This is a genomic window from Sphingomonas sp. R647 (assembly GCF_020177055.1).
Classification (GTDB): Bacteria; Pseudomonadota; Alphaproteobacteria; order Sphingomonadales; family Sphingomonadaceae; genus Sphingomonas.
The window spans coordinates 1-26,642 of the sequence record NZ_JAIQXT010000004.1; the positions used below are offsets into that span (position 1 = coordinate 1).

Sequence of the window (26,642 nt, forward strand, 5' to 3'; positions counted from 1 at the left end):
CCGGCCACCCATAGAATACACTGTCGTTGGGTGGCCGGGTGGGGGAGCGGGCCGGTGCCGCGTTCAGCGCAGCTGAACACAAAACCGGCGCACCAACCACTTCTTTACTCCCACTCAGTAGAAACACCCTGTTTTGCAGGGGGAGCAACACCGCGTGATGAGTGAAGACATGGGCGGCCAGCGATTCGACCGTATCCGTCCGGCCTCCGAAGCCAGCGACCAGTCCGGCGCCGCAACGGCGCACGGCATCGGCGCGGTGTCGGCGATCGGCGGCGCGTCGAGTGAGGTCGTGTTCGACATGGCGGCGCTTGAAACGCTGGCCACCAGCGCCGATCCGGCGGTTGCGGGGGCGGGCACGGTGGGCAGCCAGATCAAGCTGCGCGCGGGCAGCAGCTGGCTGATCGCCAATGTCCGCGCGCTGCGCCTCGACACGCGCAGCGACACGGTGATCGCGCAGGTCGATTTCCTCGGCGAGGGCGACGAGGAAAAGCTCACCGGCAAGCTCTACAGCTTCCGCCGCGGCGTCACCCGCTATCCGGTGCCCGGCACCCCGGTGTTCCCGGTCTCGACCGCAGACCTCAAGCAGATCTACGCCGCCGACGACCGCGCACATATCGAGGTCGGCAATGTCTATCCGACCAAGGACATCCGCGCCGCGCTCTATATCGATGCGATGCTGGGCAAGCATTTCGCGCTGCTCGGATCGACCGGTACCGGCAAGTCGACCGCCGCCGCGCTGATCCTCCACCGCATCTGTGAGCTCGCGCCGCAGGGCCATGTCGTGATGATCGACCCGCACGGCGAATATTCCGCCGCGTTCAAGACCAATGGCGCGCTGTTCGACGTGTCCAACCTCGCCATGCCCTACTGGCTGATGAACTTCGAGGAACATTGTGAGGTGTTCCTAACCACCCAGGGGTCGGACCGACAGATTGACGGCGACATCCTCGCGCGCTGCATCCTGATGGCCAAGCAGAAGAACCGGCTCGCCGCCGAGTTCGGCAAGCTGACCGTCGATGCGCCGATCCCGTATCTGCTGTCGGACCTGACCCAGATCCTTCAGCTCGAGATGGGCAAGATGGACAAGGCGACCGACACCGCCCCCTATCTGCGCCTCAAGGGCAAGATCGACGAGATCAAGGCAGACCCGCGCTACACCTTCATGTTCAGCGGCATGCTGGTGTCGGACACGATGGCGAGCTTCATTTCGCGCATCTTCCGCCTGCCCGGCGACGGCAAGCCGATCTCGATCATCGACGTGTCGGGCGTGCCGAGCGAGATCACCAGCGTCGTCGTCGCGGTGCTCAGCCGCATGGTGTTCGACTATGCGATCTGGTCGCGCGGCGAGGCGCAGCGCCCGATCCTGCTGGTGTGCGAAGAGGCGCACCGCTACGTGCCCAACGAGCGCAACGCTGACGGATCGTCAGTCGGCCGCATCCTCAGCCGCATCGCCAAGGAAGGTCGTAAGTACGGCGTGTCGCTCGGCCTGATTACCCAGCGGCCGTCGGATCTGGCCGAAGGCGTGCTGTCGCAATGCGGTACGATCATCTCGATGCGCCTCAACAACGACCGTGACCAGGCGTTCGTGCGTGCGGCGATGCCCGAAGGCGCACGCGGCTTCCTCGACGCGATTCCCGCGCTGCGCAACCGCGAATGCATCATGGTCGGCGAAGGCGTCGCCACCCCGGTCCGCGTCGCATTCGACGCGCTCGAGGAAAACAAGCGCCCGGCTTCGGGCGACCCGCTCTTCTCCGAACTGTGGCGGCACATCGGCGGGGAGGACCAAATCCTCGACCGCACCATCCGCCGCTGGCGCGCGCAGGGGCGGTAGAAAAGCCCCGTCCTCACCCCCGCGAAAGCGGGGGCCCATCTCCCGGACCATCCCCCTAACGCACCGGGGCGTTGTGCCGATCATGTTGGAGATGGGCCCCCGCTTTCGCGGAGGTGACGCTTTGGGTCAGCGCGGAACCTGCAGCACGTACCGCTCAGGCTCCAGTGCCACCCCACGCGTAAACGCCGCGCTGCGCACCGCGCCGTTGAACGGGTTCACCGCATTCATCCGCATCCCCACCGACGCCACACCCGGCGCCTGCGATACAAAAGCCAGCTCGGCCCGCGCCTGCTCAACCCCGTTGACGAACGCGCGATAGACCCGCCCGTCATAGCTTTGCGCGACATGGTGCCAGCGCCCGACCGGCCAGCGCTTGGCGGCATCGATCAGCGGCGCGCGATAGCCGGGGCCGAGCAGGAAGGTGTCGAGCCACCACTCACTCCCCTCGGTGCGGATTTCGAATAGCATCCGCTGCCCGTCCTTCGCGGTCGATGCGGAACCGTCGCCGCTTTCAAGGTGGAACCAGCGCTGCTCGAACGCCCCGCCATCGGGCCGGAACAGCGCCTCGAACGTAAAGCGCGGCGTGCCCGCGAGCGGGTGGCGCGGGATCAGCAGCCGGTCGCGTACCCCGTCGAACAACACCGCCTTGCCCAGCGGGCTGTCGATCAGCTTGGGCGCACCCTCAATGCGCGGCGTCAGCCCGCCGATGCGCTTGAGCGAGTCGAATTTCCAGATCTCGGCACGGGGTTTCGCAAGTGCAGGCGCAACCCCGGCGATGGCCGCCGCCGCGATCAGCGTCCGGCGCGCAATCACTCCGCGTCGTCGGTCTTGGCTGGCTTGCCCCGCGTCCCGCCGACCGGCACCGCCAGCAACTGCGCCAGCTTCGACTTGAACGCGCGCAGGTCATTGCCGCCCAGTTGCTGGACGACCGAGAAGGACACCGAACGCGGGTTGATCGCAACGCCGTTGCGATAGAGTTCGTAGTGCAGATGCGGCCCGGTCGAAATGCCGGTCGATCCGACATAGCCGATCACCTGACCCCGGCTGACCCGCTGGCCGCCGCGCACCGCGATCCGGCTCATATGGCCATAGCCGGTGCCCATCCCGCCGCTATGGTTCAGCCGCACGAAATTGCCATAGCCGCCATTGCGCCCGGCGAACGCGACCACGCCATCATTGGCGGCGCGGATCGGCGCGCCATGGCCCGCCGCGATGTCGAGCCCCTTGTGCATCCGGGTAAAGCGCAGCACCGGATGGCGGCGCAGGCCAAAGCCCGAGCTGATCCGGCCCGATGCCGGCATCGCCATCGTGCCCTTGCGCTCGCCCTTGCCGGCGCCGTCATACCAGCTGACCTTGCCGTCCTCTTCCCAGCGCAGCAGCTGGACCTTGCCCGACCCGCCGCCATTAAGGCCCGCGTACAGCAAATTGCCCAGCTGCACTTCACCGGTCGCGGCGCGTGCCTGTTCGACGATGATATCGAACTCCGCATCCGACCCGACCCGGCCGATCGGCATGCGGGTGGCGATCGAACGGATATAGGCCTCAACCGCGCGCGACGGCGCACCGGCGGCACGTGCCGAACGGTACAGGCTCTCCCCCACCCGCCCGCGAATGCGCAGTGGGGTATGATCGACCGCGATCGGAATTTCGTTGAGCGCAAGGCCGGTGGGCGTGCGCACCAGCTCGAGGCTGAGGTCGAAGCGCGCACGGAACGCCAGCTTCTCCAGCGGGCGCGGCGCTGATTTGTCGACCCGGCGACCAAGCGTCAGGTCAAGCTGGGTGCCCGACTTCAGATCGCCCAGCGCCATCGCGCCACCGATCAGGTCGGCGGCGGTTGCGGCCTCGCCATTGGCGACGCCCGCACGCGCCAGCGCAGCCTGCAGCCCGCTGCCCGAACCCAGCGTCACGCTGTGCTGAATGATCGGGCGTTCGGGCGTATCGGAGAGGCTGGACACCAGCCGGTTGGCGGCCAGCCGCGTGCCGGTGACGCCACCCTTGTCGAGCGGAGCGATCGACTGGGCGCGCATCAGATCGGCGCTCGCCGCCTGCGCTGATGGGACACTACCGAAAATCGGACGCTCGAACCCCGGCGACAACAAATAGACAAAGGCGCACAGCCCGGCGCAGGTCGCTGCACCACGGAACCATTCACGGCTGCCGATGCGCGACCCCAGATCCGGGATCAGCTCGAAATCGGGATAGCGTTCGCGGAAACGCTCGATCATGCCCGGCGTGCGCACATCGACGCCGCGCCCGAACGACAGCGCCGCCGCGCCGCCCGATTGTTCCAATCCATGATCGCTGCGCAGAAACAAGGCGCGCTGCCCCCACTCACAATCGTTTGAACGAATTGCCGTTCCCCCGGCCTCGGCCCGAACGGTTGTGGATAGTATATGCTAAAGTCAAATTAAGCAGGTCGGAGTCGCGCTGGTCTTGCGGCGAATCGTGCCGGTGCGGGGACGGGGCGTGTTATTAACCGAAAACGCCAGCGAAACCCGCGCGCTGTGCCTTGCGCAGCGGTCGAGTCGGGGCAATCTTGTCAGGCGATGATGCGTTCCCCGAACAGCCCGGTCACTGCGGTGCTCGGCCCCACCAACACCGGCAAGACGCATCTCGCGATCGAGCGGATGGCGGCGCATTCGAGCGGCATCATCGGCTTCCCGCTGCGGCTGCTGGCACGCGAAGTCTATGACCGCCTCGTCGCGATCAAGGGGCCGAAGGAAGTGGCTCTGGTCACTGGCGAGGAGCGCATCGTTCCCCCCGGCGCACGCTGGTTCCTGTGCACAGCGGAATCGATGCCGCTCGACCGCGAGGTGTCGTTCGTCGCGCTCGACGAGGGGCAGCTCGGTGCCGATCCCGAACGCGGCCATGTCTTCACCGACCGCATCCTGCGCGCGCGCGGCCGCGACGAAACGATGATCCTGGGATCCGACAGCCTGCGCCCGGTGCTGCGCAAGCTCGTCCCCGAAGCCGAGATCGTCACCCGCCCACGCTTTTCGACGCTCAGCTATGCCGGCGCGAAGAAGCTCTCGCGCCTGCCCAAACGCTCCGCCATCGTGGCGTTCAGCGCGGAGGAGGTTTACGCCGTCGCCGAAGCGCTGCGGCGATTGCGCGGTGGTGCGGCGGTGGTGATGGGCGCGCTGTCCCCCCGCACCCGCAACGCCCAGGTCGCGATGTTTCAGGCGGGCGAGGTCGATTATCTCGTCGCCACCGATGCGATCGGCATGGGCCTCAACCTCGACGTGCATCACGTCGCCTTTGCCAGCCTCAACAAGTTCGACGGCCGCCGCCAGCGCCGCCTGACCGTCGCCGAAATGGCGCAGATCGCCGGACGCGCCGGTCGCCACCAGCGCGACGGCACCTTCGGCGCATTGGTCGAGGAAGGCCCCGGCGCGTTCACGCCGGAAGAGATCGCGGCGATCGAGGGGCATCGCGTCCCCCCGCTCGAGCATCTCTATTGGCGCGAGGGCGAGCCCGAGCTCACCAGCATCGACGCACTGATCGCCAGCCTTGAGCGCAAGCCGGACCATATGATGCTCCGCGCCGCGCCCGAGGCGACCGACCTGATGGTGCTCAAGCGCCTCGCCGCCGAGGATTGGGTGCGCGACCGCGTGCGCTCGCCCCGCGCGGTCGCGCGGCTCTGGGCGGCGTGCGGCCTGCCCGATTTCCGCAAGCTCGGCCTCGATCCGCACACCCGCTTCGTGTCGCGCGTGTTCCGGCACTTGAGCGAAGCGCGCGGCCACATCCCGCACACCTGGTTCGCCGACGAGATCGCGCGGCTCGACCGCGTCGATGGCGATGTCGAAAGCATCGCCGGGCGCATCGCCGCCGCACGCAGCTGGGCCTATATCGCGCACCGCGCCGACTGGCTCGACGACCCCGCGCACTGGGCCGACCGCACCCGCGCGCTGGAAGAAAAGCTGTCCGACGCGCTCCACGCCAGCCTCACCCAGCGTTTCGTCGACAAGCGCACCACCGTGCTGCTGCGCCAGATCGGCGCCGATGCCTCGCACCTACCCGTCGTGATCGGGGCCGAGGGCGAGGTGACGGTCGAGGACCACCCGCTCGGCCAGCTGCGCGGCTTCCATTTCGAAGTCTCGCCCGATGCGCGCGCCGTCGACAAGCGCATGCTGCTCGCCGCCGCCGAAAAGGGCCTCGCCCCCGAACTGCGCCGCCGCGCCGCCGCACTCGCCGACGCACCCGACGACGCGCTGTCGCGGGTCGGCGCGGAGGTGCATTGGCAGGGGTCGCGCGTCGCGCATCTCGATGCGACCGCCAATCCGCTGCGCCCCGCGATCCGGCTGTGCCGCACGCTCGACGTGCTGAACCCGCGTGAGCGCAATGCGGCGCTGGCACGCATCGCCGCCTGGCTCGACGCGCGCATCGTCGCCGACCTGCCCGACCTCGCCACACTCGACGCGCTCAGCCGCGATGCTGCTGCGGGCAGCCGCGTCCGCGCACTCGCCGGGCTGCTCGTCCAGGCCGGCGGACTGATGCCGCGCCGCGCCGCCGGGGCGCTGGTCGAGGCACTGGACCCGGACGACCGCAAGCGGCTGCGCAAGGCCGGCATCGTCATCGGCACGCTCGACCTGTTCATGCCGGGCCTGCTCAAGCCCCGCGCCGCCGCTGCGCGTCGCGCGCTGCTGAACCTTGGCGATGGCGCGACTGAGGGCGCGAGCGTCCTCCACCGCACCGCGCCCGGAGCATCGCTCGACCATGGCTATCGCCCGCTGGGGCAACAGGCGGTGCGCATCGACCTTGCCGAGCGCATCGCTCGCGCCGCGCATGACGCGCGCAAGGGGCGCACCCCCTTCACCCCCGATCCCGCACTCGCCACCTCGATGGGCCTCACCCCCGACACGCTCGCCCGGCTGATGGCGCAGCTCGGCTTTCAGGGGCTGCGCGGGCGTGAGGGCCAGCCGCAGCGCTGGGTGTGGAAGGGGCTGACCCCACTCGCCAAGCCCAAGCCGCCGCCGCGCGATACCTCGATGGGCCATGCCTTTGCCAAGCTGGTCGCGCTGACCGATGACTGACCCCGCCGCCATGCGGCTCGACCGCTTCCTGTGGTGGTCGCGCCTGTCCGCGTCGCGCAACTTCGCGCGCGCGCTCGCCGAATCCGGACATTTGCGGATCGATGGCCGCCGGGTCGAGCGCGCGCATCTGCCGGTGCGGCCCGGCAACATCCTCGCCTTTGTGGCGCATGGCGGGCGGGTGCGCGTGGTGCGGGTCGATGCGCTGCCGCATCGTCGCGGCCCACCGGCCGAGGCTCAGGGCTGCTACACCGAACTGACCCCCGGCACCCCGTCCGACAAAGATTGAGAATGTCTCGCAGAAAGCGCGTCTAGATTGACGTTGTGGAGAGGCTTGCATAGCAGATGGTGAAAGAACACCGCCCGCCTGGGGCGCATGAGGGGCCGAACCTGCCATGACCTATGTCGTCACCGACGCCTGCATCCGCTGCAAATATATGGACTGCGTCGAGGTGTGCCCGGTCGACTGCTTCTATGAGGGCGAGAATATGCTCGTCATCAACCCGAGCGAATGCATCGATTGCGGCGTGTGCGAGCCCGAATGCCCGGCCGAGGCGATCCTGCCCGACACCGAGAGCGGGCTGGAGCATTGGCTCGAACTGAACAACACCTTCTCCGCGCAATGGCCCAACGTCACACGCAACGCCGGGCAGACCCCCGAAGACGCCGACGCGCACAAGGGCGAAGAGGGCAAGTACGAGAAGTATTTCTCGCCCGAGCCCGGCGCGGGGGATTGAGGATTTCAGGTCCGGCCGGTTGCCTCACCGGCTGAGACGCCAGCGTTTCATTCCACGCGACACGCCGTCGCGCGCCCACTCCGGGCGCGCGCGATTCCGGTGTGGTAATTTTATTGCATCTGTGTTAAACACCGCGTCGGACGCGAGGAATCGCGTTTCGGTACTGGAGACCGTGTTTGATTTGCCCCGACCCGGCTTCACCCGCCCGGTAACTGCACCGGGCCTGTGACGCAATCCCTTAGGGGCGCGAGTTCATAAGAAAGGCTTCCCGCACATGGCTGCCAAGGCGCTGTCCTTCGATGTCGGCGATTATGTCGTATACCCCAAGCACGGCGTGGGCCGTGTGATTGAGCTCCAGAAACAGGAAATCGCGGGCATGCAGCTTGAGCTGTACGTGCTCCGCTTCGAAAAAGAGAAAATGACCCTGCGCGTTCCGACCAACAAGGCGGAAAGCGTCGGCATGCGCAAGCTGTCGAGCGACAAGACGCTGCGTGAGGCGCTCGACACGCTCAAGGGCAAGCCCAAGGTCAAGCGCACCATGTGGTCGCGCCGCGCCCAGGAATATGAAGCGAAGATCAATTCGGGCGACCTGGTGTCGATCGCCGAAGTGGTCCGCGACCTGTTCCGCGCCGACGACCAGCCCGAGCAGAGCTATTCCGAACGCCAGATCTTCGAAGCCGCCGCCTCGCGCCTCGCGCGTGAGCTCGCCGCGATGGAGCAGATCGACGAAAAGGCTGCGCTGGAAAAGCTGCTTGAGATCCTGCGCGCCTCGGCCGCGATCTACAACAAGGAGAAGGCGAGCGCCTAATCGCGCGACGCCGATCCGATAACGACAAGGGCGGTCCTGCGGGGCCGCCTTTTTCATTTGCATGCGATATGTCGGGCGTGTATTATTAAACCAATACACATGGGAGAGACCCGATGAACTGCTTCCGCATCGCCCTTGTCGCCACCGCCGCGCTTTCACTGGCCGGCTGCAACTTCGCCGGCGGCATGAGCGGCGATGTCGTCCAGCCGAGCGGTCAGGGCGCCACGCTCAGCTTCCAGGTCGCAGACTTCACCGGCGTGTCGCTGCGCGGTGCCGACGATGTCGAGGTTCGCACCGGCGCCTTCTCGGTCACGGCGGAGGGTGACAGCGCGCTGCTCGACCGGCTCGAAATCCGCAAGGATGGCAACACGCTGCGCATCGGGCGCAAGGATGGTGAGTGGAGCTGGGGCGGCGACAAGGGTGCGAAGATCATCGTCACCCTCCCCGCGCTCGCCAGCGCCGATATCGCCGGATCGGGCGATATGGCGATCGACGCGGCCAAGGGCGATTTCGCGGGCGCGATTGCGGGCTCGGGCAACATGACGCTCGCCAGCATCGCCGGCGGCAAGGCCGATCTGTCGATCGCCGGATCGGGCGACATCAACATCGGCGGCGGCACCGCGAGCATGCTCGACGTGTCGATCGCCGGATCGGGCAATGTCGGCGCCGCGGGCCTCAAGGCGGGCACCGCCGACATCTCTATCGCGGGCTCGGGCAATGTCCGCGCACAGGTCAGCGGCGCGGCCGACATCTCGCTGGTCGGATCGGGCGATGTCGAGCTGACCGGCGGCGCGAAATGCTCGGTCAGCAAGATGGGCTCGGGCGACGCGCGCTGTAGCTAAAGCTTGCTTGGCGCGGGTCATCGGTGCGATGCCCGCGTGATGCGCAGCCTTCTGATCCTCGCCCCGCTTTTCGCTGTCGGCGCGGCACCCGTTCCGCAGGCGGCAGAGAGCAACACCGTCATGCTCACCGGCTTTGAACGGCTGCGCGTCGATGGCCCGTTCCTCGTCAAGGTGATCGACGGCCAGCCGCCCAAGGCCGTGATCACCGGCGACCGCCGCGCGCTCGACCGGGTCAGCGTCCGCAACATGGGCGGCCAGCTGGTGATCGGCCCGCGCAACCAGACGTTCGAGGGCTGGAGCGAGGCGAGCGGCCCGCTGACGATCACCGTCGGCGCACGCGGCCTGCGCGGCATCAACATCAATGGCGGCGGATCGGTGGAGGTCGACCGGATCGCGGGGCAGCGGATCGATCTGGGCGTCAATGGCGCCGGATCGCTCAACATCGCCCGGCTCGAAACCGACCAGCTCGCGGTCACGCTGACCGGTACCGGCGCGGTTCGCATCAAGGGCGGCACCGCCCGCACCGCGCGCTTCGGCAGCTATGGCGCCGGGTCGATCGATGCTACCGGAATGACCGTCAACGACCTCGTTGTTCAGGCACAGAGCGCCGGGGACAGCCGCTTCATCGCCCGCTACACCGCGCAGATCGCGTCGCTGGGCACCGGAACGGTGCGCGTGACCGGCAACGCGGCTTGCCTGATTAGCGGCCCCGGCCCGGCGAGTTGCACCGGCAAGACCGAACGGCGGAAGTAAAACTCTCCCCTCCCTGAAAGGGAGGGGTCGGGGGTGGGTGCGCGCGTCTGCGCGCTCCAAAGACTCTCACCCATCTCGCAAAACAGCGGCAATCGAGGCATCGAGCCTCGCTTGCGCTAAACCCACCCCTAGCCCCTCCCTTTCAGGGAGGGGAACCAATGGGCTTCACGCCGCAATCGGAAAGCGCAACAACCGGTCCTCCAGCGCCACCAGCGCCTGCGCACCACGCCCGACCGCGCGCACAATCTCCGGATGATCGACATCTAGCCCGCCGGTCAGCGCGCCGAACGCCGGCAGGATCAGCTTGGTCTGCGTCGCGACGAAGCAGCGCCGCGCCACCTGTCGCCCGCGCGTCCGCACCCGCAATTTGGGGTGGAAATGCCCCGATAGTTCGGGCCGCTGCTCGTCCGGCTCGGCCTCATGCCGCAGCAACAGCCCGTCGACCTCGGCCTCGACCATGACGCGCCCGCCGCAATGATCGATCGCCGCCTGCTCGGCCAATGCCGCGTCATGGTTGCCGGTGATCCAATTCCACTCCAGCGCCCCGGTCAGCGCCCGCAACCGCACCCGCGCCGCCTCGGGCAAGCGCTCGCATCCCGCCGAGTCATGGAAGCTGTCACCCAGGCACCACAGCTCCCGCGCCTGCGTGCGCGCCACCAACGCCGCCAGCGCATCCAGCGTCGCCAGGCTGTCATAGGGCGGCAGCAGCTGCCCCCAGCGCGCAAACCAGCTCGCTTTCTCGAAATGCAGGTCGGCGACGATCAGCGCGCGCCGCGCCGGCCAGTACAGCGCCGCCTCGGGCAGCGCGCACAGATCATGACAGGCGAACGAAAAGGGAACCATACCCCGCTATCGCGCCCCCGACGCGGCGCGTCAACCGATCCGCGATCCGGTCGGCGGCGTGCTGCTGCGCGTCATCATGAAGCGCACCCGGCGCGCCGGAAAATCGATCTCGACCCGGCGAAAGGCGCGCAGCGCGTCCATCCCCAGCATCAGCGCCGGTTCCTTCGACAGCCCGAAATGGTCGAACGGCGGCACATCGGCAAAGGCGACGGGCAAGCCGCGCATCACCACGCCGCCAATCTGAACCTGCCCGGCAATGTGATAATTGACCGTCAGCTTCTCGCCGGTGACGCTGGTCAGCTCGATCGGCCCCTTCAGCGCGATCCGCTTGAGCCGCCGTTGCAGCGCCAGATTGCCCATGCTGATCTGCGACCCGGTATCGAGCACCACGGTCACGCGATGCCCTTCGAACTGCGCTTCGGTGACGATCAGCTGGCCCATGCGGTTGCGCGCGATGACCACGATCTCTTCCGCGTCGCGACCGAATGTCGCTGGCCGAGCGGCGCCCCGCGACGGACGCACCGCCATCTCCCGCCGGACAAAGTCGATCGCGACCATATGGCCGCGCAACTGCTCGATCCCCAACAGCCCGTGTCCACCCAGATGCGCCGCCTCCAGCGCCGGGGCGTTGAACGCGCGCGCGTCGCGCACCGGGCCGACCGACAGCGACGGGACCACCACGGTCTGCACTTGGGAGCTTCCGGTCATCGTCGTCAGCCGCACCTGCGGTCCGGCCGCCAGCCCCAACTGCCCCGCCAGCTGGCGCGACACGACCGATCGCTCGGCGCCGGTATCGATGATGAATGGCTGTGGCGCCGCACCGCCGATCGACACCGGAACCGTCATCCGCGTCTCAATCGCGCCCAGCGCCACCGTCTCGCTGCCCGCCTCGGCTGCGGGGCGCGGCGGCAGCGTCTCTTCGGGCGCGGGTTGGGCGCCGAACGCTGCAAAGAGCGGTATGAGCAGGAGCGACCGCATCGCGCGATCCTATACCTGTCGATGCTGCGCAGCAATTGTACTTGAGGGAAGCGCGCCCCCCTCAATCCACCCGCATCGCCTCGACCGCCAGCGCCTCGGCCTCAATCAGCATCGCATCCTCCGCCGCACCCTGCGCCACCGTCTCGCGCCCGATCATGATCAGCACTGGCACCGCCATCGGACTGACGCGATCGAGATCAACATGCACCATCTGCTCCGCCGCGGTATCAAGCAGATGCGCGAGCCGCCCGACATCGGTCATCCGCGCCCGCGCATCGGCCCATGCCGCCTTGAGCAGCAGATGATCGGGCTCATATTTGCGCAGCACGTCATAGATCAGGTCGGTCGAAAACGTGACCTGCCGCCCGGTCTTCTTCTTCCCCGGCTGCTGCCGCTCGACCAGCCCGCCGATGATCGCCACCTCGCGGAACGCACGCTTGAGCAACGCCGATCCCTGCACCCAATCGACGAACTCATCCTCCAGAATATCGGGCGAGAACAGCGCCGCCGGATCGGCGATCGGCTCCAGCCCGTACACCGCCAGCGCATAGTCGTTCGCGACGAACCCAATCGGCTTCAGCCCCATCGCCTCCATCCGCCGCGTCACCAGCATGCCGAGCGACTGGTGCGCGTTCCACCCTTCAAAGCTGTACACCACCATGTGGTGCCGCCCCTCATGCGGGAAGGTTTCGACCAGCAACCGCCCCGACGCGGGTAGTTGCGAGCGGCGCTGCTGCACCTCGAGCCATTCGCGCACATCGTCGGGAAAGCGCGCCCATTCGGTCGGATCGGCCAGAAACCGCCGCACCCGCTCCGCCAGCGTCGAGCTGATCGACAGGCGCAGGCCCATATAGGACACGATCCGCGCCGGTTTCGCGGTCGCGCGCACGATCACGTCGGTCAGCTCGACCCGCTCGACCTCGACCGCCATCCCCGCGAAGAAGAAACTGTCACCGGGAGAAAGCTGGCTTCCGAAATTCTCCTCGACCTTGCCCAGCCGTCGCCCATTCTTGAACCGCACGTCGAGCATCGGCGACTCAACGATGATCCCGGCGTTCAACCGATGCTGCGCAACAAAAGCCGGCTTGGTCACCCGCCACAGCCCATCGGGCGTGCGCGTCAGCCGCTTGAACTTGTCGTACGCCCGCAGCGCATAGCCGCCATCGGCGATGAAGTTCAGCACCCGATCGAACGTCTCGGCATCCAGCGCCGAATAGGGCAGCGCCCCCTGCACCTCGCGCAGCAATGCCCCGGCATCGAACGGCGCCGCGCACGCCACGCCCATCACATGCTGCGCCAGCACGTCGAGCGCGCCGGCGCGGAACACGTCATTGTCCAGCTCGCCCGCCTCGACCGCATCGAGCGCCGCGCGCGCCTCAAGATATTCGAAGCGATTGCCCGGCACGAGCACCGCCTCGCTCGATTCGTCCAACCGGTGATTGGCGCGCCCGATCCGCTGCAACAGCCGCGAAGACCCCTTCGGCGCGCCCATCTGGATCACGCAATCGACATCGCCCCAATCGACGCCGAGGTCGAGGCTGGCGGTCGCGACCAACGCGCGCAATTTGCCGTCCGCCATCGCCTGCTCGGCCTTGCGCCGCGCCTCCAGGCTCAAGCTGCCGTGATGCACCCCGATCGGCAGCTGCAGGTCGTTGGCCTTCCACAGATTCTGGAACACCAGCTCGCACAGCCCGCGCGTGTTGCAGAACACGATCGTCGTCTTGTGCGTCTCGATCTCCGCCATCACCTGCGGGATCGCATACAGGCCGCTATGCCCCGACCATGGCACGCGCCCCTCGGGCAACAGGATCGCGATATCGGGGTCCGCCCCCTTCTCACCCACCACCAACTCGACGTTGTCGATGTCGCCATGCGGCGCGAGCCAGGCGCGATAGCCATCGGGGTCCGCCACCGTCGCCGACAGCGCCACGCGCCGCATGTCCGGCGCAATCGTCTGCAACCGCGCCAGCGCCAGCGCCAGCAGGTCGCCGCGCTTGCCGGTGGCGAAGGCATGAACCTCATCCACCACCAGCGTCTTGAGCCCCGCGAACATCACGAAACTGTCCTCATAGGACAGCAACAGGCTGAGCGATTCGGGCGTGGTCAGCAGGATCTGCGGCGGCCGCGCGCGCTGGCGCACCTTCTTCTCATGCGAAGTGTCACCGGTGCGCGTCTCGACGCGGATGTTCAGCCCCATCTCGTCGATCGGGGTCAGCAGATTGCGCTGCACATCCACCGCCAGCGCCTTCAACGGCGAGATATAGAGCGTGTGCAGCCCCTCGCCCGGCGCCTCGATCAATTCGGTCAGCGTCGGCAGAAACCCCGCCAACGTCTTCCCCGCCCCGGTCGCAGCGACCAGCAGTGCGTGCTTCCCCGCCCGCCCGGCCTCCAGCATCTCCAACTGATGCCGCCGCGGCGCCCACCCACGCGCGGCGAACCAGTCGGACAGGACGGGGGGGAGGCTCAAACCCAGCCCTCACCGTGAGAACAACTGGGCGCCAAACAGAAGTGGGAACAATGCCGCATCCCACCCATATAGGCATGATGGCAAAGCTCGGCGACTGGCTCGAACCGCACCCGGAGGGGATTTACGTCCCCGCCGCCGATCTCTGGATCGACCCCTCCCAGCCCAAGCCGCGCGCCTTCGTGACGCACGGCCATGCCGACCACGCGCGCGGCGGGCATGGCGCGGTATGGGCGACCCCCGAAACGCTCGCGATCATGGACGCGCGCTACGGCCCCCAGACCGCCCACCCGGTCGCCTATGGCGAGACGGTGAAGGCCGGGGACGTCGAGATCGGCTTCGTCCCCGCCGGCCATGTCCTCGGCTCTGCGCAGATCGTGCTCGACCATCGTGGCGAGCGCATCGTCGTCTCGGGCGATTACAAACGCCGCCCCGACCCGACCTGCGAACCTTTCCGCCCGGTCAAATGCGACGTGTTCGTGACCGAAGCGACCTTCGGCCTCCCGGTCTTCCGCCATCCCGAGACGACCGACGAGATCGACAAGCTCCTCGCCGCATTGCGCGCCGAGCCCGAACGCTGCGTGCTGGTCGGCGCCTATGCGCTGGGCAAGGCACAGCGGGTGATCGCCGAACTGCGCGGCATGGGCTTCGACGATCCGATCTACATCCATGGCGCGCTGCAACGCCTGTGCGACCTCTATATCGACCATGGCGTCGCGCTCGGCGAACTGCGCCCCGCCACCGGCGTCGCAAAGAAGGAGCTGCAGGGCCGCATCATCCTCGCCCCGCCCGGCGCGCTCAACGACCGCTGGTCCCGCCGCCTGCCCGACCCCGTCACCGCGATGGCCAGCGGCTGGATGACCGTCCGCCAGCGCGCGCGCCAACGCAATGTCGAACTCCCGCTGATCCTCTCCGACCATGCCGACTGGGACGAACTGACCACGACGCTACGCGAAATCGCGCCGAAGGAAGTCTGGGTCACCCATGGCCGCGAAGACGCACTGGTCCACTGGTGCCGCCAGCACCAGATCAAGGCGCGCGCGCTGGAACTGGCGGGCTATGAGGATGAGGATGACTGAGCACTCGCCAGTGCGGTGATCGCTGCCATCCTGTCCAACCTGTCGACCTAACTTGCCAGCGCTGGACACGATGGTTGCTCCGCGCACAGTTCGACGGCACTCTGCGGCTGTGCAACGCTCATCCCTGATTCTCGCTGCTTCGATCCTGATCGGAGCGCTGCTCATCCTGTCGGCCGTGCAGCAATGGCAGTATCTCGATCGTGGTTACACGCTCGCCGTTTCGATCGGGGAGGGACCGGCCTCGATCTCGCACATCAACTTTCCGACATGGCGCAAGCTCGCATCCCTGCCGATCATCGGGTTCGCCCTGCTCGCAATCGCGCTATTTGCTGCGAAACATCGCAGAGCATTGCTGCTGGCATGGACCGCATTTGGCGGAGCGCTGATCCTGGGAATTTACGACCTGCGAGAGTTCGGCCTGATCGGCTCTCCGACATCGCTCTGGACGCTCTTGCCGCTCCTTGGACCGGCTCTCGCCATTCGTGTCGGCACTCGACGCGATCGGACAGCGCGTAGTGGCTAAAGTCCGCACCATCGTCATCCTCACCGGCGCGGGCATCTCCGCCGAGTCCGGCGTCGCCACCTTTCGCGGTCCCGGCGGGCTGTGGGAGGGGCATCGCGTCGAGGATGTGTGCACGCCGCAAGCGCTCGCGCACGATCCCGACCTCGTTCACCGCTTCTACGACGAACGTCGCGCGAATCTGGCGAACGTCGAACCCAACGCCGCGCACCACGCGCTCGCCCGGCTCGATGCGCAATGGCCCGGCGAATTGTTGCTGGTCACCCAGAATGTCGATGATCTGCACGAGCGCGCCGGATCGAAACGCATGCTGCACATGCATGGCGAGCTGAAGTCCGCCCTCTGCGCGCTGTGCGGCATCCAGAGCGAATGGGCCGACCCGCTCCCGCCCGGCACGTCCTGCCCGTCATGCGACGCGCCCGCGCTGCGCCCCGACATCGTGTTCTTCGGGGAGATGCCCTATCATATGGAGGCGATCGACGCCGCGATCGCCCGCGCCGACCTGTTCGTCTCGATCGGCACCTCCGGCGCGGTCTATCCCGCCGCCGGCTTCGTCCGCACCGCGCGCTACCACGGCGCCGACACGCTCGAACTCAACCTTGAGCAATCGGAGGGCAGCGCGTGGTTCGCGAAAACCCGCCTTGGTCCGGCAGGAACGCTGGTGCCGGAATGGGTGGAGTCGCTACTCGCCTAGTCGACCCAGTCCAGCCCAATCTCGCGATACAGGCTGCGATCCTCTTCCCAGCCCGGCCGCACCTTCACATGCAGGAACAGCTGGACCTTCACCCCCAGCAACTCCATCAGCTCGGCCCGCGCGCGCGACCCAATTTCCTTGATCTTGGACCCGCCCTGCCCCAGCACGATCGCGCGCTGCGTCGGCCGCTCAACCAGGATCTGCTGGTAGATCTCGACCGACCCGTCGGGCTTTTCGGTATAGCGCTCGGTCTCGATTGCCGTCGCATAGGGCAATTCGGCGTGGAGCAAATGATAGAGCTGCTCGCGCGTGATCTCCGACGCCAGCATGCGGTCGGTCGCGTCCGACACCTGATCCGCCGGGAAGTGCCACGGCCCCTCGGGCATGCGCTTGGCCAGTTCCGCCTTCAGCTCAGCCACGCCGTCCCCGGTGGTCGCCGACACAAAGAACGTATCCTCAAACTCCGCCAGCTCATTGAGGCTCGCGGCATGGCCCAGCAGGCGCGGCTTGTCGGCGATATCGACCTTGTTGAGGATCAGGATCTTGCGCTCGCGTCGGTCCTTCAGCCCCGCGACGACGCTGCGCACCTTCGGCCCGATCCCGCCCTTGCCGTCGACCACCAGCGCGATCAGGTCCGCGCCCTGCGACCCTTCCCAGGCGGCGGCGACCATCGCCCGGTCCAGCCGCCGCGCCGGATCGAAAATCCCCGGCGTATCGACCAGCAACAGCTGGGTATCATCGGCAATCGCAATGCCCATCAGCCGCGCGCGCGTCGTCTGCGCCTTGGGGCTGACGATCGCCACCTTCTGCCCGACCAGTGCGTTCACCAGCGTCGACTTGCCCGCATTGGGCGCGCCGACCACGGCGATCAGGCCGCATTTCTGTGCTTCGATATCCAAAACCACTCCGTCCAAAAACCATCGTCACCCCGGCCTTGTGCCGGGGTCCACCCATCCGCGGGCGCATCCATTGACGTTATAGCACAGGCGGCGGACCCCGGAACCAGTCCGCGGTGACCACCCCTATTTCTGGCCTATTTCTGCAGCACCGCCAGCAACGCCGCCGCCGCTGCGGTCTCGGCTTCCTGCTTGCTCGACCCCTCGCCGTGCGCCTCCGCCAGCTTGCCGATCTCCGCCTTCACGCGAAAGCGCGGCGCATGGCCCGGCCCCGATCGGTCGACCAGCACATAGTCCGGCGCGCGGCGGTTGTTCGCCGCCGCCCATTCCTGCAGCGCCGATTTGGGATGCTTGGGCGCCGATTCCTGCGCGTCGATCCGGCTGTCCCACAGTCGCCGCACCAGCGCGCGCGCCGCGTCGAAGCCCTGATCGAGGAAGGTCGCGCCGATCAGCGCCTCCATCACATCGCCCAGCACATTGTCGCTGTCCGACGCGCCATCGTCGCGCGCCTGCTTGCCCAGCTTCAGATGCTGCGACACGCCGATCTCGCGCGCCACCTGCGCGCACATCTGCCCCGTCACCAGCGCGTTGAAACGCCGCGACAGCTTGCCCTCCGGCTCGCCCGGAAACCGCTCATACAGCCACTCGGCCAGCGTCAGCCCCAGCACCCGGTCGCCCAGAAACTCCAGCCGCTCGTAATTGACCGCACCCTGGCTGCCATGCGTCAGCGCGCGGGTGTACAGCGCCATGTCGCCCGGAGCCGCGGCGAGAACCCCGGCCAGCCAGCCGGCCAATCCCTCAACCGCGCGCCTGTCACTCAAAAGCCGTCCCCGATCCGCTCGAACCGCGCCGCGCTGAACCAGGTCCACGGCAGAACCCAGCTGGCGCTGCCATCGGTCGACCAGAAGCTGACCACCGCCTTGCCCTGAATATTCTCGATCGGGACAAAGCGGATGCCGCCCCGGTTCACGCCGCTCGTATCCAGCGCCGGTTCGAACCGGCTGTCGCTCGAATTGTCGCGATTGTCCCCCATCAGGAACACATGCCCCGCCGGGACGGTGAACAGCTCGGTATCGTCGCCCGGGCTCATCCCAGCGTCGAGCACGTCATAGCTCTTGCCCCCGGGCAGCGTCTCGCGATAGCGCGCGATCCGGCACACCGGCGTGCCCTCCGCGGTCGCCTCGATCGCCGCATCGCAATCGGCATTGGGCGTCATCGGCAGCACGAAATCGGCGACGCGCTCCTTGGGGATCGCCTTGCCGTTCAGGATCAGCTGCCCGCCGCGCATCTGCACCGTGTCGCCGGGAACGCCGATCACGCGCTTGATCCAGTCGGTCTTCGCGTCCGGCGGCGCCTTGAACACCACCACATCGCCGCGCGCCGGATCCTTGGCGAACACGCGCCCCGGAATCAGCGGCAGGCTCCACGGCAGCGAATGCTTCGAATACCCGTAATTCCATTTGGTGATGAACAGATAGTCGCCGACCAGCAGCCGCGGCAGCATCGACCCCGACGGGATGCTGAACGGCGCGAAGACGAAACTGCGCACGATGAACACCAGGATCGCGAGCTTCAAAAGGAAGCTCAGCGTATCCCGCAGCTCGGAGCGCGGCTTGAGGGTCTCGGCGGGGGCGGCGGTCTGCGCCGTGGCGGAATCGTCCATGGCGCTGCTGTGAATTGGGTGTGTGGCATCGTCAAGGCAGTCTGTTCCCCATTCCTCCCCTGAGCTTGCTCAGGGGAGGGGGACCGCCCGCGCAGCGGGTGGTGGAGGGGCTGCCCCGAAGAGGGCAGAATTTTGCCGAGCTGCCCACGGCCGTCTACGCGGCCGCCCCTCCGTCAGCGCTGCGCGCTGCCACCTCCCCTGCGGGGCAGGGGAGGAATTGCGCGCCGCCCGCTTTCACTCCCCCACCCATCACGCTACACGCGCCGCGACCCAAAAGGAGACAGGCACATGGCGACCCCCGACTGGAGCGCGATCGAATCGCTGCCGCGCACCCCGCTGAACGACCTGTTCGCCGCCGACGCGAACCGGCTGGCATCGCTCACCACCGATGTCGCGGGCATCCATTTCGATTTCTCCAAGACGCATCTCGACGCCGCCGCGCTCGACGCCTTCGCCGCGCTCGCCAAGGCAGCCGACTTCACCGCCAAGCGCGACGCGCTGTTCGCGGGCGAGCCAGTCAACGTGACCGAGGGCCGCGCCGCCGAGCACACCGCCGAACGCGGTGAGGGCAGCGAAGACAGCGTCGCCCGCGCCGCCGCCTATCACGCCCGCATGCGCGGCCTGATCGACGCGATCGAGGCTGAAGCGCTGGGTCCGATCCGCCACGTCCTGCACATCGGCATCGGCGGCTCCGCGCTCGGCCCGGAGCTGCTGATCGACGCGCTCGGCCGCGACATGGACCGCTATGACGTCGCCATCGTCTCGAACATCGACGGCTGCGCGCTGGAGGAAGCGATCGACAGCTTCGACCCGCACGCCACGCTGATCGCGGTCGCTTCAAAGACCTTCACCACCACCGAAACCCTGCTCAACGCCACCAGCGCGCTCGACTGGATGCGCGAACATGGGGTCGAGGATCCCTATGGCCGCGTGATCGCGCTCACCGCCGCGCCGGACAAGGCGGTCGAATGGGGCGTCGACGAAACCCGCATCCTCCCGTTCGGCGAGAGTGTCGGCGGGCGTTACTCGCTCTGGTCGTCGATCGGCTTCCCCACCGCAATCGCCTTGGGCTGGGACGCGTTCGAGGAGCTGCTCGACGGCGCGGCGGAGATGGACCGCCATTTCCGCCTGACCGATCTGCGCAGCAACGCACCCGTGCTCGCCGCCTTCGCCGACCTCTATTACACCCAGAATCGCGGCGCCCAGACGCGCGGCGTGTTCGCCTATGACGAGCGCCTGCGCCTCCTCCCCAGCTATCTCCAGCAGCTTGAGATGGAATCGAACGGCAAGTCGGTCACCGCCGACGGCCAGCCGGTCGGCCGTGCCACCGCGCCGATCACCTGGGGCGGCGTCGGCACCGACGCACAGCATGCGGTGTTCCAGCTGCTGCATCAGGGCACGCACCTGATCCCGCTCGAATTTCTGGCGGTGATCGAGGGCGGCGACACGCTGGCCGAGGATCATCACCGCGCCCTCCTGCTCAACTGCTTTGCGCAGGGTGCCGCGCTGATGGCCGGCCGCGCCAATGACGACCCCGCCCGCGCCTATGCCGGCGACCGCCCGTCGATGACGCTCCTGCTCGACGAACTCGACCCACGCACGCTCGGCGCGCTGATCGCCTTCTACGAACACCGCACCTTCGTCAGCGCCGCGCTGCTCGGCATCAACCCGTTCGACCAGTTCGGCGTCGAGCTCGGCAAGGAAATGGCCAAGGCCGCCGAGCGCGGCGGCCAGGATTTCGACCCCTCCACCGACGACCTGATCCGGAGAGCCTTCGCATGAGCGACGACGAATACGTCTATGACGAGGCGAGCGGCGAATGGGTCCCCGCCTCACAAGTGGCTGCGGCTCCGGCAGAGGATGCGGTCGAAGTCCGCGACTCGGTCGGCAACCTGCTCGCCGACGGCGATCAGGTCACGTTGATCAAGGACCTGACCGTCAAAGGCGCAGGGCAAACCCTCAAGCGCGGCACCCTGATCAAATCGATCCGCCTCACCGGCGACCCGCAGGAAATCGACTGCAAGTTCGACGGCATCAAGGGCCTGGTGCTGAGGGCGGAGTTTGTGCGGAAACGGTAATAGATAGCCCAACAAGATTTGTGAGGGCGACACAGGTCGGCTCGCCACCACTCAAGGAAACGACCATGAATTTCTCGACTTACGACGAAGTTATCTATGTCGGACCGGCGGATTTGATCGAAAAGGTCAATCCCGGCGATATGGGTTACATCATCGAAGATTACGGCAGCGGAAACTACGAAGTGGAGTTTTCCGACCCGGACGGAACAACGAGAGCGATGGCAGTTATCTCTTCCGGTCAGTTGGAATTATCAAAAACCTAGTCGCGGAAAGCAGGGCATCCCGGGGGGTAGGGCCGTTCCCCACCACCCCCTCCGTTGGCAATCCCACCCCAGCCCCCTATCTCCCGCTCCGACGACCCAACAGGAGCCCGACATGGCCGATTACGACTACGACCTCTTCGTCATCGGCGCAGGCTCCGGCGGCGTCCGCGCCTCCCGCGTTGCCGCCGCGCACGGCGCGAAGGTCGCGATTGCCGAGGAATATCGTGTCGGCGGCACCTGCGTCATCCGCGGCTGCGTGCCCAAGAAGCTGCTCGTCTATGGCGCGCATTTCGCCGAGGATCTGCACGACGCGCGCCGCTTCGGCTGGAACGTGCCCGAATGCGACTTCGACTGGGCAGTGCTGCGCGACAATGTCCTGTCCGAAGTCGACCGGCTCAACGGCGCCTACACCAACACGCTCGACAGCCACGGGGTCGAGATCGTCCACGAACGCGCCACTGTCTCCGGCCCGAACGAAGTCACGCTGGCGAGCGGTCGCACGATCAGCGCCGGCAAGATCCTGATCGCGGTCGGCGCGCGCCCGCTGGTCCCGGCCTGCCCCGGCCACGAACATGGCATCACCTCGAACGAAGTGTTCCACCTCGACGCGCTGCCCAAGCGGGTGCTGATCGCGGGCGCGGGCTATATCGCCAATGAATTTGCCGGCATCTTCAACGAATTCGGCAGCAAGGTGACGCTGATCAACCGCAGCGACGTGATCCTGCGCGGCTATGACGAACAGATTCGCGACCGGCTGCTCCAGATTTCGATGACCAAGGGCATCGATTTCCGTTTCCACGCCGAATTCCGCGGGATCGAGAAGCAGGCCGATGGCAGCCTCAAGGTCAGCATGACCAACCATGACGATATGGAGGTCGACTGCGTCCTCTTCGCCACCGGTCGCGTCCCCAACACCGACGGCCTGGGCCTGGCGCAAGCCGGGGTCGAGCTGGACGCCAAGGGCGCGGTCGTGGTCGGCGCCGACAACAAGTCGTCGGTCGATTCGATCTACGCCGTCGGCGACGTCACCAACCGCGTCCAGCTCACCCCCGTCGCGATCCGCGAGGGCCAGGCATTCGCCGACACCGTCTTCGGCAACAAGCCGACAACCGTGGACTATGGCTGCATCCCCTCGGCCGTGTTCAGCCACCCGCCCATCGCCGGCGTCGGCATGACCGAGAGCGAGGCCAAGCAGAAATTCGGCGCGGTAAAGGTCTACACCTCGGACTTCCGCGCGATGAAAAATGTGCTGGCGAACCGCAACGAACGCGCGCTCTACAAGATGATCTGCGAGCCGAACTCGGGGAAGGTATTGGGCCTCCACATGATCGGCCCCGACGCCCCCGAAATCCTTCAGGCGGCGGCAGTGGCGGTCAAGGCCGGCCTGACGAAGGACGATTTCGACCAGACCGTGGCGCTGCACCCGAGCATGGCGGAAGAGCTTGTCTTGATGAAGTAAACAACGCTGGTCACCCCGGCCTTGTGCCGGGGTCCACCGGGAGGCAGGCGCGAAGCTTCAGGCTCCATCGCCGCGCATGAAGCGGAGTGGACCCCGGCCCAAGGCCGGGGTGACGAGCACGTGTTACGCCCCCTCGCGCAACAACGCATCCGCCTCGCTATCCGCCTCACCCTCACCGGCAATCGCCCGCGTCGCGCCGACATCCATCGCGACATTGCCCAGCGTGCGGAAGATGTCGGGGATCGTCTCCACCGCCACCAGCAGCCCCAGCGGCGCGATCGGCACGCCCATCGCGATCGCGATCGGTGCGATTGACGACACAAAGCTGATCGTCCCGGGCAGCCCCACCGCGCCCATCGTCGTGATCGCCGCCGCCGCCCAGCCCGCGGCGATCTGCCCCGCGGTCAGCTCGATCCCGAACCAGTGCGCGACATAGATCGCGACGGCAAAGTTCATCGCCGGCCCGGTCCAGCGGAACAGCGCAACAGCGAGCGGCAGCACCACCCCCGCACGCGCCACCGGCACGCCCAGCGCCTCGGTCGAGCGCAGCATCGCGGGCAGGCTGGCGAGCGAGCTTTGCGTCGACGCCGCGACCACCTGGCTCGGCACGATCGCGCGGATGAACCGCCCCGGCGCCACCTTCGCCACGCCCCACGCGAACGGTACGGCGAGCAGCCACAGCACCACGCCGACGGTGCACAGGATCGCGACATAATGGAGCAGCGCCCCGAACGCCGCCGTCCCCGCCCGCGCGCCGACGACATAGGCGAGCGCGCCGACGCCGATCGGCCCCAGCCACAGCACCCAGTTGATCACGACCAGCATCGCATTGCCGATCGCCTGGAAAAACCCGGTCAGCCGCTCGCGCTCCTCGACCGGCAACCGCGTGATCGCAAAGGCGAACACGGTGGTGAACAGGATCATCGGCAGGAACGCGTCATTGACCGCCGAGGCGATCGGGTTCGACGGCACAAGCGCGACGAGGAAGGCGGAGAAGGGCGGAATCTCGCCGGTCGGCGGCGCAGCGCCCAACGCCGCGCTCAACGCCGTGCCGAGATCGGCCCCCAGCGGAAACGCCGACAACAGCCCCAGCGCGATCGCTCCGCCCAGCGCGGACGAAATCCACAACAGCACGATGAAGGTAATGAAGGCCCGCGTCGCCAGCGTGCTCGCCCGCGCCGCCTCCGCCGTCGCCGCGATGCCGGTGATCAGCAGCGACACGACCAAAGGCACGATCGTCATCTGCAACGCGTGCAGCCACATCGTACCGATCGGCTGGACCCACTCGGCGGCGACCAGCGCGCGCTCGGGCGCCAGCGCGGCAGCGATAACCCCGATGGCCAGCGCCAGAATGAGTGCAACGAAGATACGGGTTGCTTGCGACATGCTCGCCCTTGCGAAAAAGCGGCGCTATGACCGCGCCACGGGAATTGGCTTGTATCGAGATTCAGTTCAGGCTGAGCCGAAAGTGGTGGTTCTGTACGACCCGGAGCGCAGCGTACTCAAGGTACGTGAGCACCGGAAGCGTGCAGAGCCGCCACTTGCAGGCCAGCATGGACTGAAGGTCGATGCAAGCCGGGGCAACGTCGCAAAGCGGGCAGATATGGCAAGAAAATATTTCGGAACGGACGGAATCCGCGGCGCGACCAATGCGGGCCACATGACGGCGGCGATGGCGATGAAGGTCGGCATGGCGGCCGGCAAGCATTTCGTGCGCGGCGATCACCGCCACCGCGTGGTGATCGGCAAGGACACCCGCCTGTCGGGTTACATGATCGAAAGCGCGCTGGTCGCGGGCTTCACCAGCGTCGGCATGGACGTAACCCTGGTCGGCCCGATGCCGACGCCCGCCGTCGCGATGCTCACCCATTCGATGCGCGCCGACCTCGGCGTGATGATCTCGGCCAGCCATAACCCGTACGCCGACAATGGCATCAAGCTGTTCGGCCCCGATGGCTTCAAGCTGTCGGACGAGGATGAAGCCGCGATCGAGGCGCTGATCGACGCCGACATCCCGCTCGCCCCCTCCTCCGACATCGGCCGCGCCCGCCGCGTCGATGACGTCAAGGGCCGCTACATCCACTTCGCCAAGGCAACCTTCCCTGCCGATCTCAGCCTCGACGGGCTCAAGATCGTGGTCGATTGCGCCAATGGTGCCGCCTATCAGGTCGCGCCTTCCGCCTTGTGGGAGCTGGGCGCCGAAGTCGTCGCGATCGGCGTCTCGCCCAATGGCAAGAATATCAACGATCAGGTCGGCTCGACCGCGCCGCTCACTTTGTGCGAGACGGTGGTCGCATCGGGCGCGCATATCGGTATCGCGCTCGACGGCGACGCCGACCGGCTGATCGTCGCGGACGAACAGGGTCAGGTGGTCGATGGTGATCAGCTGATGGCGGCGATCGCCGGCGGCTGGGCGCGCCAGGGGCGGCTCGCGGGCGGCGGCCTCGTCGCCACGGTGATGTCCAATCTCGGCCTCGAACGCCATCTCGCGGCACAGGGCCTTGGCCTCGTCCGCACCAAGGTCGGCGACCGCCATGTCCTCGAAAAGATGCGCGCCTCGGGCTATAATGTCGGCGGCGAACAGTCCGGCCACATCATCCTGTCCGACTATGCCACCACCGGCGACGGCCTGATCGCCGCGCTGCAGATCCTCGCCGAAATCGTCCGCGCCGGCGCCCCGGCCAGCGAAGTGCTGCACCGCTTCGACCCGCTGCCGCAATTGCTCAAAAATGTCCGCTTCTCCGGCGGCAAACCGCTCGAACACGGCGCGGTGCAGGACGTGATCGCCGCCGCCGAAGCCGAACTACAGGGCGTCGGCCGCCTCGTCATCCGCCCCTCCGGCACCGAACCGGTGATCCGCGTGATGGCAGAGGGCGAAGACATGGCGCAGGTCGAGGCGGTGGTGAACCGCATCTGCGACGCGGTGCGCAAGGCGGCGGCGTAAGCGTGGAGCCGGACTGGCGACCGTTCCACACGCTCGACCTCGCGGCACAGGGCCTGCTGCCCGATGGCTGGGCGGATCAGGTCGCGGCGCTCGCCGATGCGCCCGAACGCATCGCGATCATCGACACGCCCGGCTGGAGCTTCGCCATCGTCGAGGGTGATGTAGTGCGCGCCCGGCTCGACTGGTTCTGGCGCCTCTATCATGGCGTGCTGCGCGACTTTGCCAGCACCAGCCTTGGCCAGCCGGTGTTCGCCAGCAACCGGCTGAGTTCGGCGACCACGCTCAACATCCTGCGCGGCGGCGGCGCAACCAATGACTGGCACCGCGACGCCAACATCGTCACCGGCGTCTTCTACGCTGCGATCCCCGCAGGCGCGGGAACGCTGTCCTTCCGCGACGGCGAAGACCGCAGCGCGCGCCTCACCCCCCGCCCCGGCCTGTTCACCTGCTTCCCCGGCGCAATCGAACATCGCGTCGATCCGCTACCCGAAGGCGGCGAGCGCCTCGCCATCGCCATGGTCTATCACGCCAGCCCCACCGACCAGCCGCCAGCCTTTGGGCGGGACGTCTATGTATTCGAGGGCTAGGCTTAGTCTGCGAACTCCCCAACTCCGTTTGCCCTGAGCTTGTCGAAGGGCCAGTCCTGAGCCCGTCGAAGGGCCTGTCCTGAGCCCGTCGAAGGGCGATCTCCCGTCCTCGCTGAATTCAGCTATCGTGCTTCGACAAGCTCAGCACAAACGGGGTAGAGCCAAGCCGACAA

General features: G+C 67.2%; 25 protein-coding genes. 16 read left to right on the forward strand and 9 right to left on the reverse strand.

The genetic code is table 11. The annotated features are described in order from the left end of the window. Positions 1–157: 157 nt before the first annotated feature. Positions 158–1,831: an ATP-binding protein gene (locus tag K9B35_RS10045; protein WP_412103461.1), complete on the forward strand. Its 1,674-nt coding sequence runs from the start codon at positions 158–160 to the stop codon at positions 1,829–1,831. Between the two features lie 126 nt (positions 1,832–1,957). Here K9B35_RS10045 and K9B35_RS10050 read toward each other — a convergent pair whose 3' ends face one another. Both K9B35_RS10050 and K9B35_RS10055 read right to left on the reverse strand, forming a co-directional pair. Continuing rightward, a complete protein-coding gene (locus K9B35_RS10050) occupies positions 1,958–2,644 on the reverse strand; it encodes a LamG domain-containing protein (protein WP_224921712.1) in 687 nt (228 codons plus the stop codon). Next, positions 2,641–4,122, reverse strand: a complete 1,482-nt coding sequence (locus K9B35_RS10055) for a M23 family metallopeptidase (RefSeq protein ID WP_224921713.1) — start codon at positions 4,120–4,122, stop codon at positions 2,641–2,643. Before K9B35_RS10055 ends, K9B35_RS10050 begins: the two co-directional genes overlap by 4 nt. Before the next feature lie 255 nt (positions 4,123–4,377). On the opposite strand from K9B35_RS10055, the gene K9B35_RS10060 reads away from it, so the two are divergent. From K9B35_RS10060 to K9B35_RS10085, 6 genes are all read left to right on the forward strand, one after another. Beyond that, positions 4,378–6,864, forward strand: a complete 2,487-nt coding sequence (locus tag K9B35_RS10060; protein ID WP_224921714.1) for a helicase-related protein — start codon at positions 4,378–4,380, stop codon at positions 6,862–6,864. Further along, positions 6,857–7,150 carry a S4 domain-containing protein gene (locus K9B35_RS10065; protein ID WP_224921715.1) on the forward strand — a complete coding sequence of 98 codons (294 nt, stop codon included), beginning with the start codon at positions 6,857–6,859 and terminating at the stop codon, positions 7,148–7,150. The genes K9B35_RS10060 and K9B35_RS10065 overlap by 8 nt, the downstream gene beginning before the upstream one ends. A 106-nt stretch (positions 7,151–7,256) precedes the next feature. Then, complete coding sequence (gene fdxA, locus K9B35_RS10070) at positions 7,257–7,598, forward strand: ferredoxin FdxA (RefSeq protein WP_224921716.1); 342 nt, start codon at positions 7,257–7,259, stop codon at positions 7,596–7,598. Positions 7,599–7,872: 274 nt separating this feature from the next. Beyond that, positions 7,873–8,406, forward strand: coding sequence for a CarD family transcriptional regulator (locus K9B35_RS10075; protein WP_224921717.1), 534 nt, complete (start codon positions 7,873–7,875; stop codon positions 8,404–8,406). 113 nt (positions 8,407–8,519) lie between these two features. Then, positions 8,520–9,248, forward strand: coding sequence for a head GIN domain-containing protein (locus K9B35_RS10080; RefSeq protein ID WP_224921718.1), 729 nt, complete (start codon positions 8,520–8,522; stop codon positions 9,246–9,248). 39 nt (positions 9,249–9,287) lie between these two features. Further along, positions 9,288–10,001 (forward strand): head GIN domain-containing protein, encoded by a 714-nt coding sequence (locus tag K9B35_RS10085; protein ID WP_224921719.1) that lies wholly within the window; start codon positions 9,288–9,290, stop codon positions 9,999–10,001. Positions 10,002–10,166: 165 nt separating this feature from the next. Here K9B35_RS10085 and pdeM read toward each other — a convergent pair whose 3' ends face one another. The 3 genes from pdeM to K9B35_RS10100 all read right to left on the reverse strand — a co-directional run bounded on the left by pdeM (position 10,167) and on the right by K9B35_RS10100 (position 14,271). Continuing rightward, positions 10,167–10,844, reverse strand: a complete 678-nt coding sequence (gene pdeM / locus K9B35_RS10090; RefSeq protein ID WP_224921720.1) for a ligase-associated DNA damage response endonuclease PdeM — start codon at positions 10,842–10,844, stop codon at positions 10,167–10,169. 30 nt (positions 10,845–10,874) lie between these two features. Continuing rightward, entirely contained in the window at positions 10,875–11,822 is a 948-nt protein-coding gene (locus tag K9B35_RS10095) for an aspartyl protease family protein (RefSeq protein WP_224921721.1), read from the reverse strand. A 61-nt stretch (positions 11,823–11,883) separates the two neighbouring features. Further along, positions 11,884–14,271, reverse strand: a complete 2,388-nt coding sequence (locus K9B35_RS10100; protein ID WP_263622531.1) for a ligase-associated DNA damage response DEXH box helicase — start codon at positions 14,269–14,271, stop codon at positions 11,884–11,886. 95 nt (positions 14,272–14,366) lie between these two features. Between K9B35_RS10100 and K9B35_RS10105 the strand changes: the two genes are divergently transcribed. The 3 genes from K9B35_RS10105 (at position 14,367) to K9B35_RS10115 (ending at position 16,579) form a co-directional block, all read left to right on the forward strand. Further along, positions 14,367–15,365, forward strand: a complete 999-nt coding sequence (locus K9B35_RS10105) for a ligase-associated DNA damage response exonuclease (RefSeq protein WP_224921723.1) — start codon at positions 14,367–14,369, stop codon at positions 15,363–15,365. Positions 15,366–15,474: 109 nt separating this feature from the next. Continuing rightward, positions 15,475–15,888: a hypothetical protein gene (locus tag K9B35_RS10110; RefSeq protein ID WP_224921724.1), complete on the forward strand. Its 414-nt coding sequence runs from the start codon at positions 15,475–15,477 to the stop codon at positions 15,886–15,888. After that, positions 15,848–16,579 (forward strand): NAD-dependent deacylase, encoded by a 732-nt coding sequence (locus K9B35_RS10115; protein ID WP_412103462.1) that lies wholly within the window; start codon positions 15,848–15,850, stop codon positions 16,577–16,579. Before K9B35_RS10110 ends, K9B35_RS10115 begins: the two co-directional genes overlap by 41 nt. On the opposite strand, the gene era is transcribed toward K9B35_RS10115, so the two are convergent. From era to lepB, 3 genes are all read right to left on the reverse strand, one after another. Further along, positions 16,576–17,472 (reverse strand): GTPase Era, encoded by an 897-nt coding sequence (gene era / locus K9B35_RS10120; protein WP_412103468.1) that lies wholly within the window; start codon positions 17,470–17,472, stop codon positions 16,576–16,578. The two genes, K9B35_RS10115 and era, sit on opposite strands and share 4 nt — an antisense overlap. Positions 17,473–17,612: 140 nt before the next feature. Beyond that, complete coding sequence (gene rnc, locus K9B35_RS10125; protein WP_224922227.1) at positions 17,613–18,224, reverse strand: ribonuclease III; 612 nt, start codon at positions 18,222–18,224, stop codon at positions 17,613–17,615. Positions 18,225–18,292: 68 nt separating this feature from the next. Then, positions 18,293–19,138, reverse strand: a complete 846-nt coding sequence (lepB, locus tag K9B35_RS10130; protein WP_224921725.1) for a signal peptidase I — start codon at positions 19,136–19,138, stop codon at positions 18,293–18,295. 288 nt (positions 19,139–19,426) lie between these two features. Here lepB and pgi point away from each other — a divergent pair, with 288 nt between their 5' ends. The 4 genes from pgi (at position 19,427) to gor (ending at position 22,938) form a co-directional block, all read left to right on the forward strand. Next, on the forward strand, positions 19,427–20,920 hold the full coding sequence (pgi, locus tag K9B35_RS10135; RefSeq protein WP_224921726.1) for a glucose-6-phosphate isomerase: 1,494 nt from the start codon (positions 19,427–19,429) through the stop codon (positions 20,918–20,920). Continuing rightward, on the forward strand, positions 20,917–21,216 hold the full coding sequence (locus K9B35_RS10140; protein ID WP_224921727.1) for an alkylphosphonate utilization protein: 300 nt from the start codon (positions 20,917–20,919) through the stop codon (positions 21,214–21,216). The genes pgi and K9B35_RS10140 overlap by 4 nt, the downstream gene beginning before the upstream one ends. Before the next feature lie 65 nt (positions 21,217–21,281). Next, the gene (locus K9B35_RS10145) at positions 21,282–21,479 is read left to right on the forward strand and encodes a DUF4926 domain-containing protein (protein ID WP_224921728.1); all 198 of its coding nucleotides are present in this window, start codon (positions 21,282–21,284) and stop codon (positions 21,477–21,479) included. Positions 21,480–21,591: 112 nt separating this feature from the next. After that, a complete protein-coding gene (gene gor / locus K9B35_RS10150; protein ID WP_224921729.1) occupies positions 21,592–22,938 on the forward strand; it encodes a glutathione-disulfide reductase in 1,347 nt (448 codons plus the stop codon). A gap of 123 nt (positions 22,939–23,061) precedes the next feature. Here gor and K9B35_RS10155 read toward each other — a convergent pair whose 3' ends face one another. Next, positions 23,062–24,324, reverse strand: a complete 1,263-nt coding sequence (locus K9B35_RS10155) for a dicarboxylate/amino acid:cation symporter (RefSeq protein ID WP_224921730.1) — start codon at positions 24,322–24,324, stop codon at positions 23,062–23,064. 217 nt (positions 24,325–24,541) lie between these two features. Between K9B35_RS10155 and glmM the strand changes: the two genes are divergently transcribed. Together glmM and K9B35_RS10165 are read left to right on the forward strand one after the other, a co-directional pair. Continuing rightward, the gene (gene glmM / locus K9B35_RS10160) at positions 24,542–25,882 is read left to right on the forward strand and encodes a phosphoglucosamine mutase (protein WP_224921731.1); all 1,341 of its coding nucleotides are present in this window, start codon (positions 24,542–24,544) and stop codon (positions 25,880–25,882) included. A 2-nt stretch (positions 25,883–25,884) separates the two neighbouring features. Continuing rightward, positions 25,885–26,469: a 2OG-Fe(II) oxygenase family protein gene (locus K9B35_RS10165; RefSeq protein ID WP_224921732.1), complete on the forward strand. Its 585-nt coding sequence runs from the start codon at positions 25,885–25,887 to the stop codon at positions 26,467–26,469. Positions 26,470–26,642 lie beyond the last annotated feature (173 nt).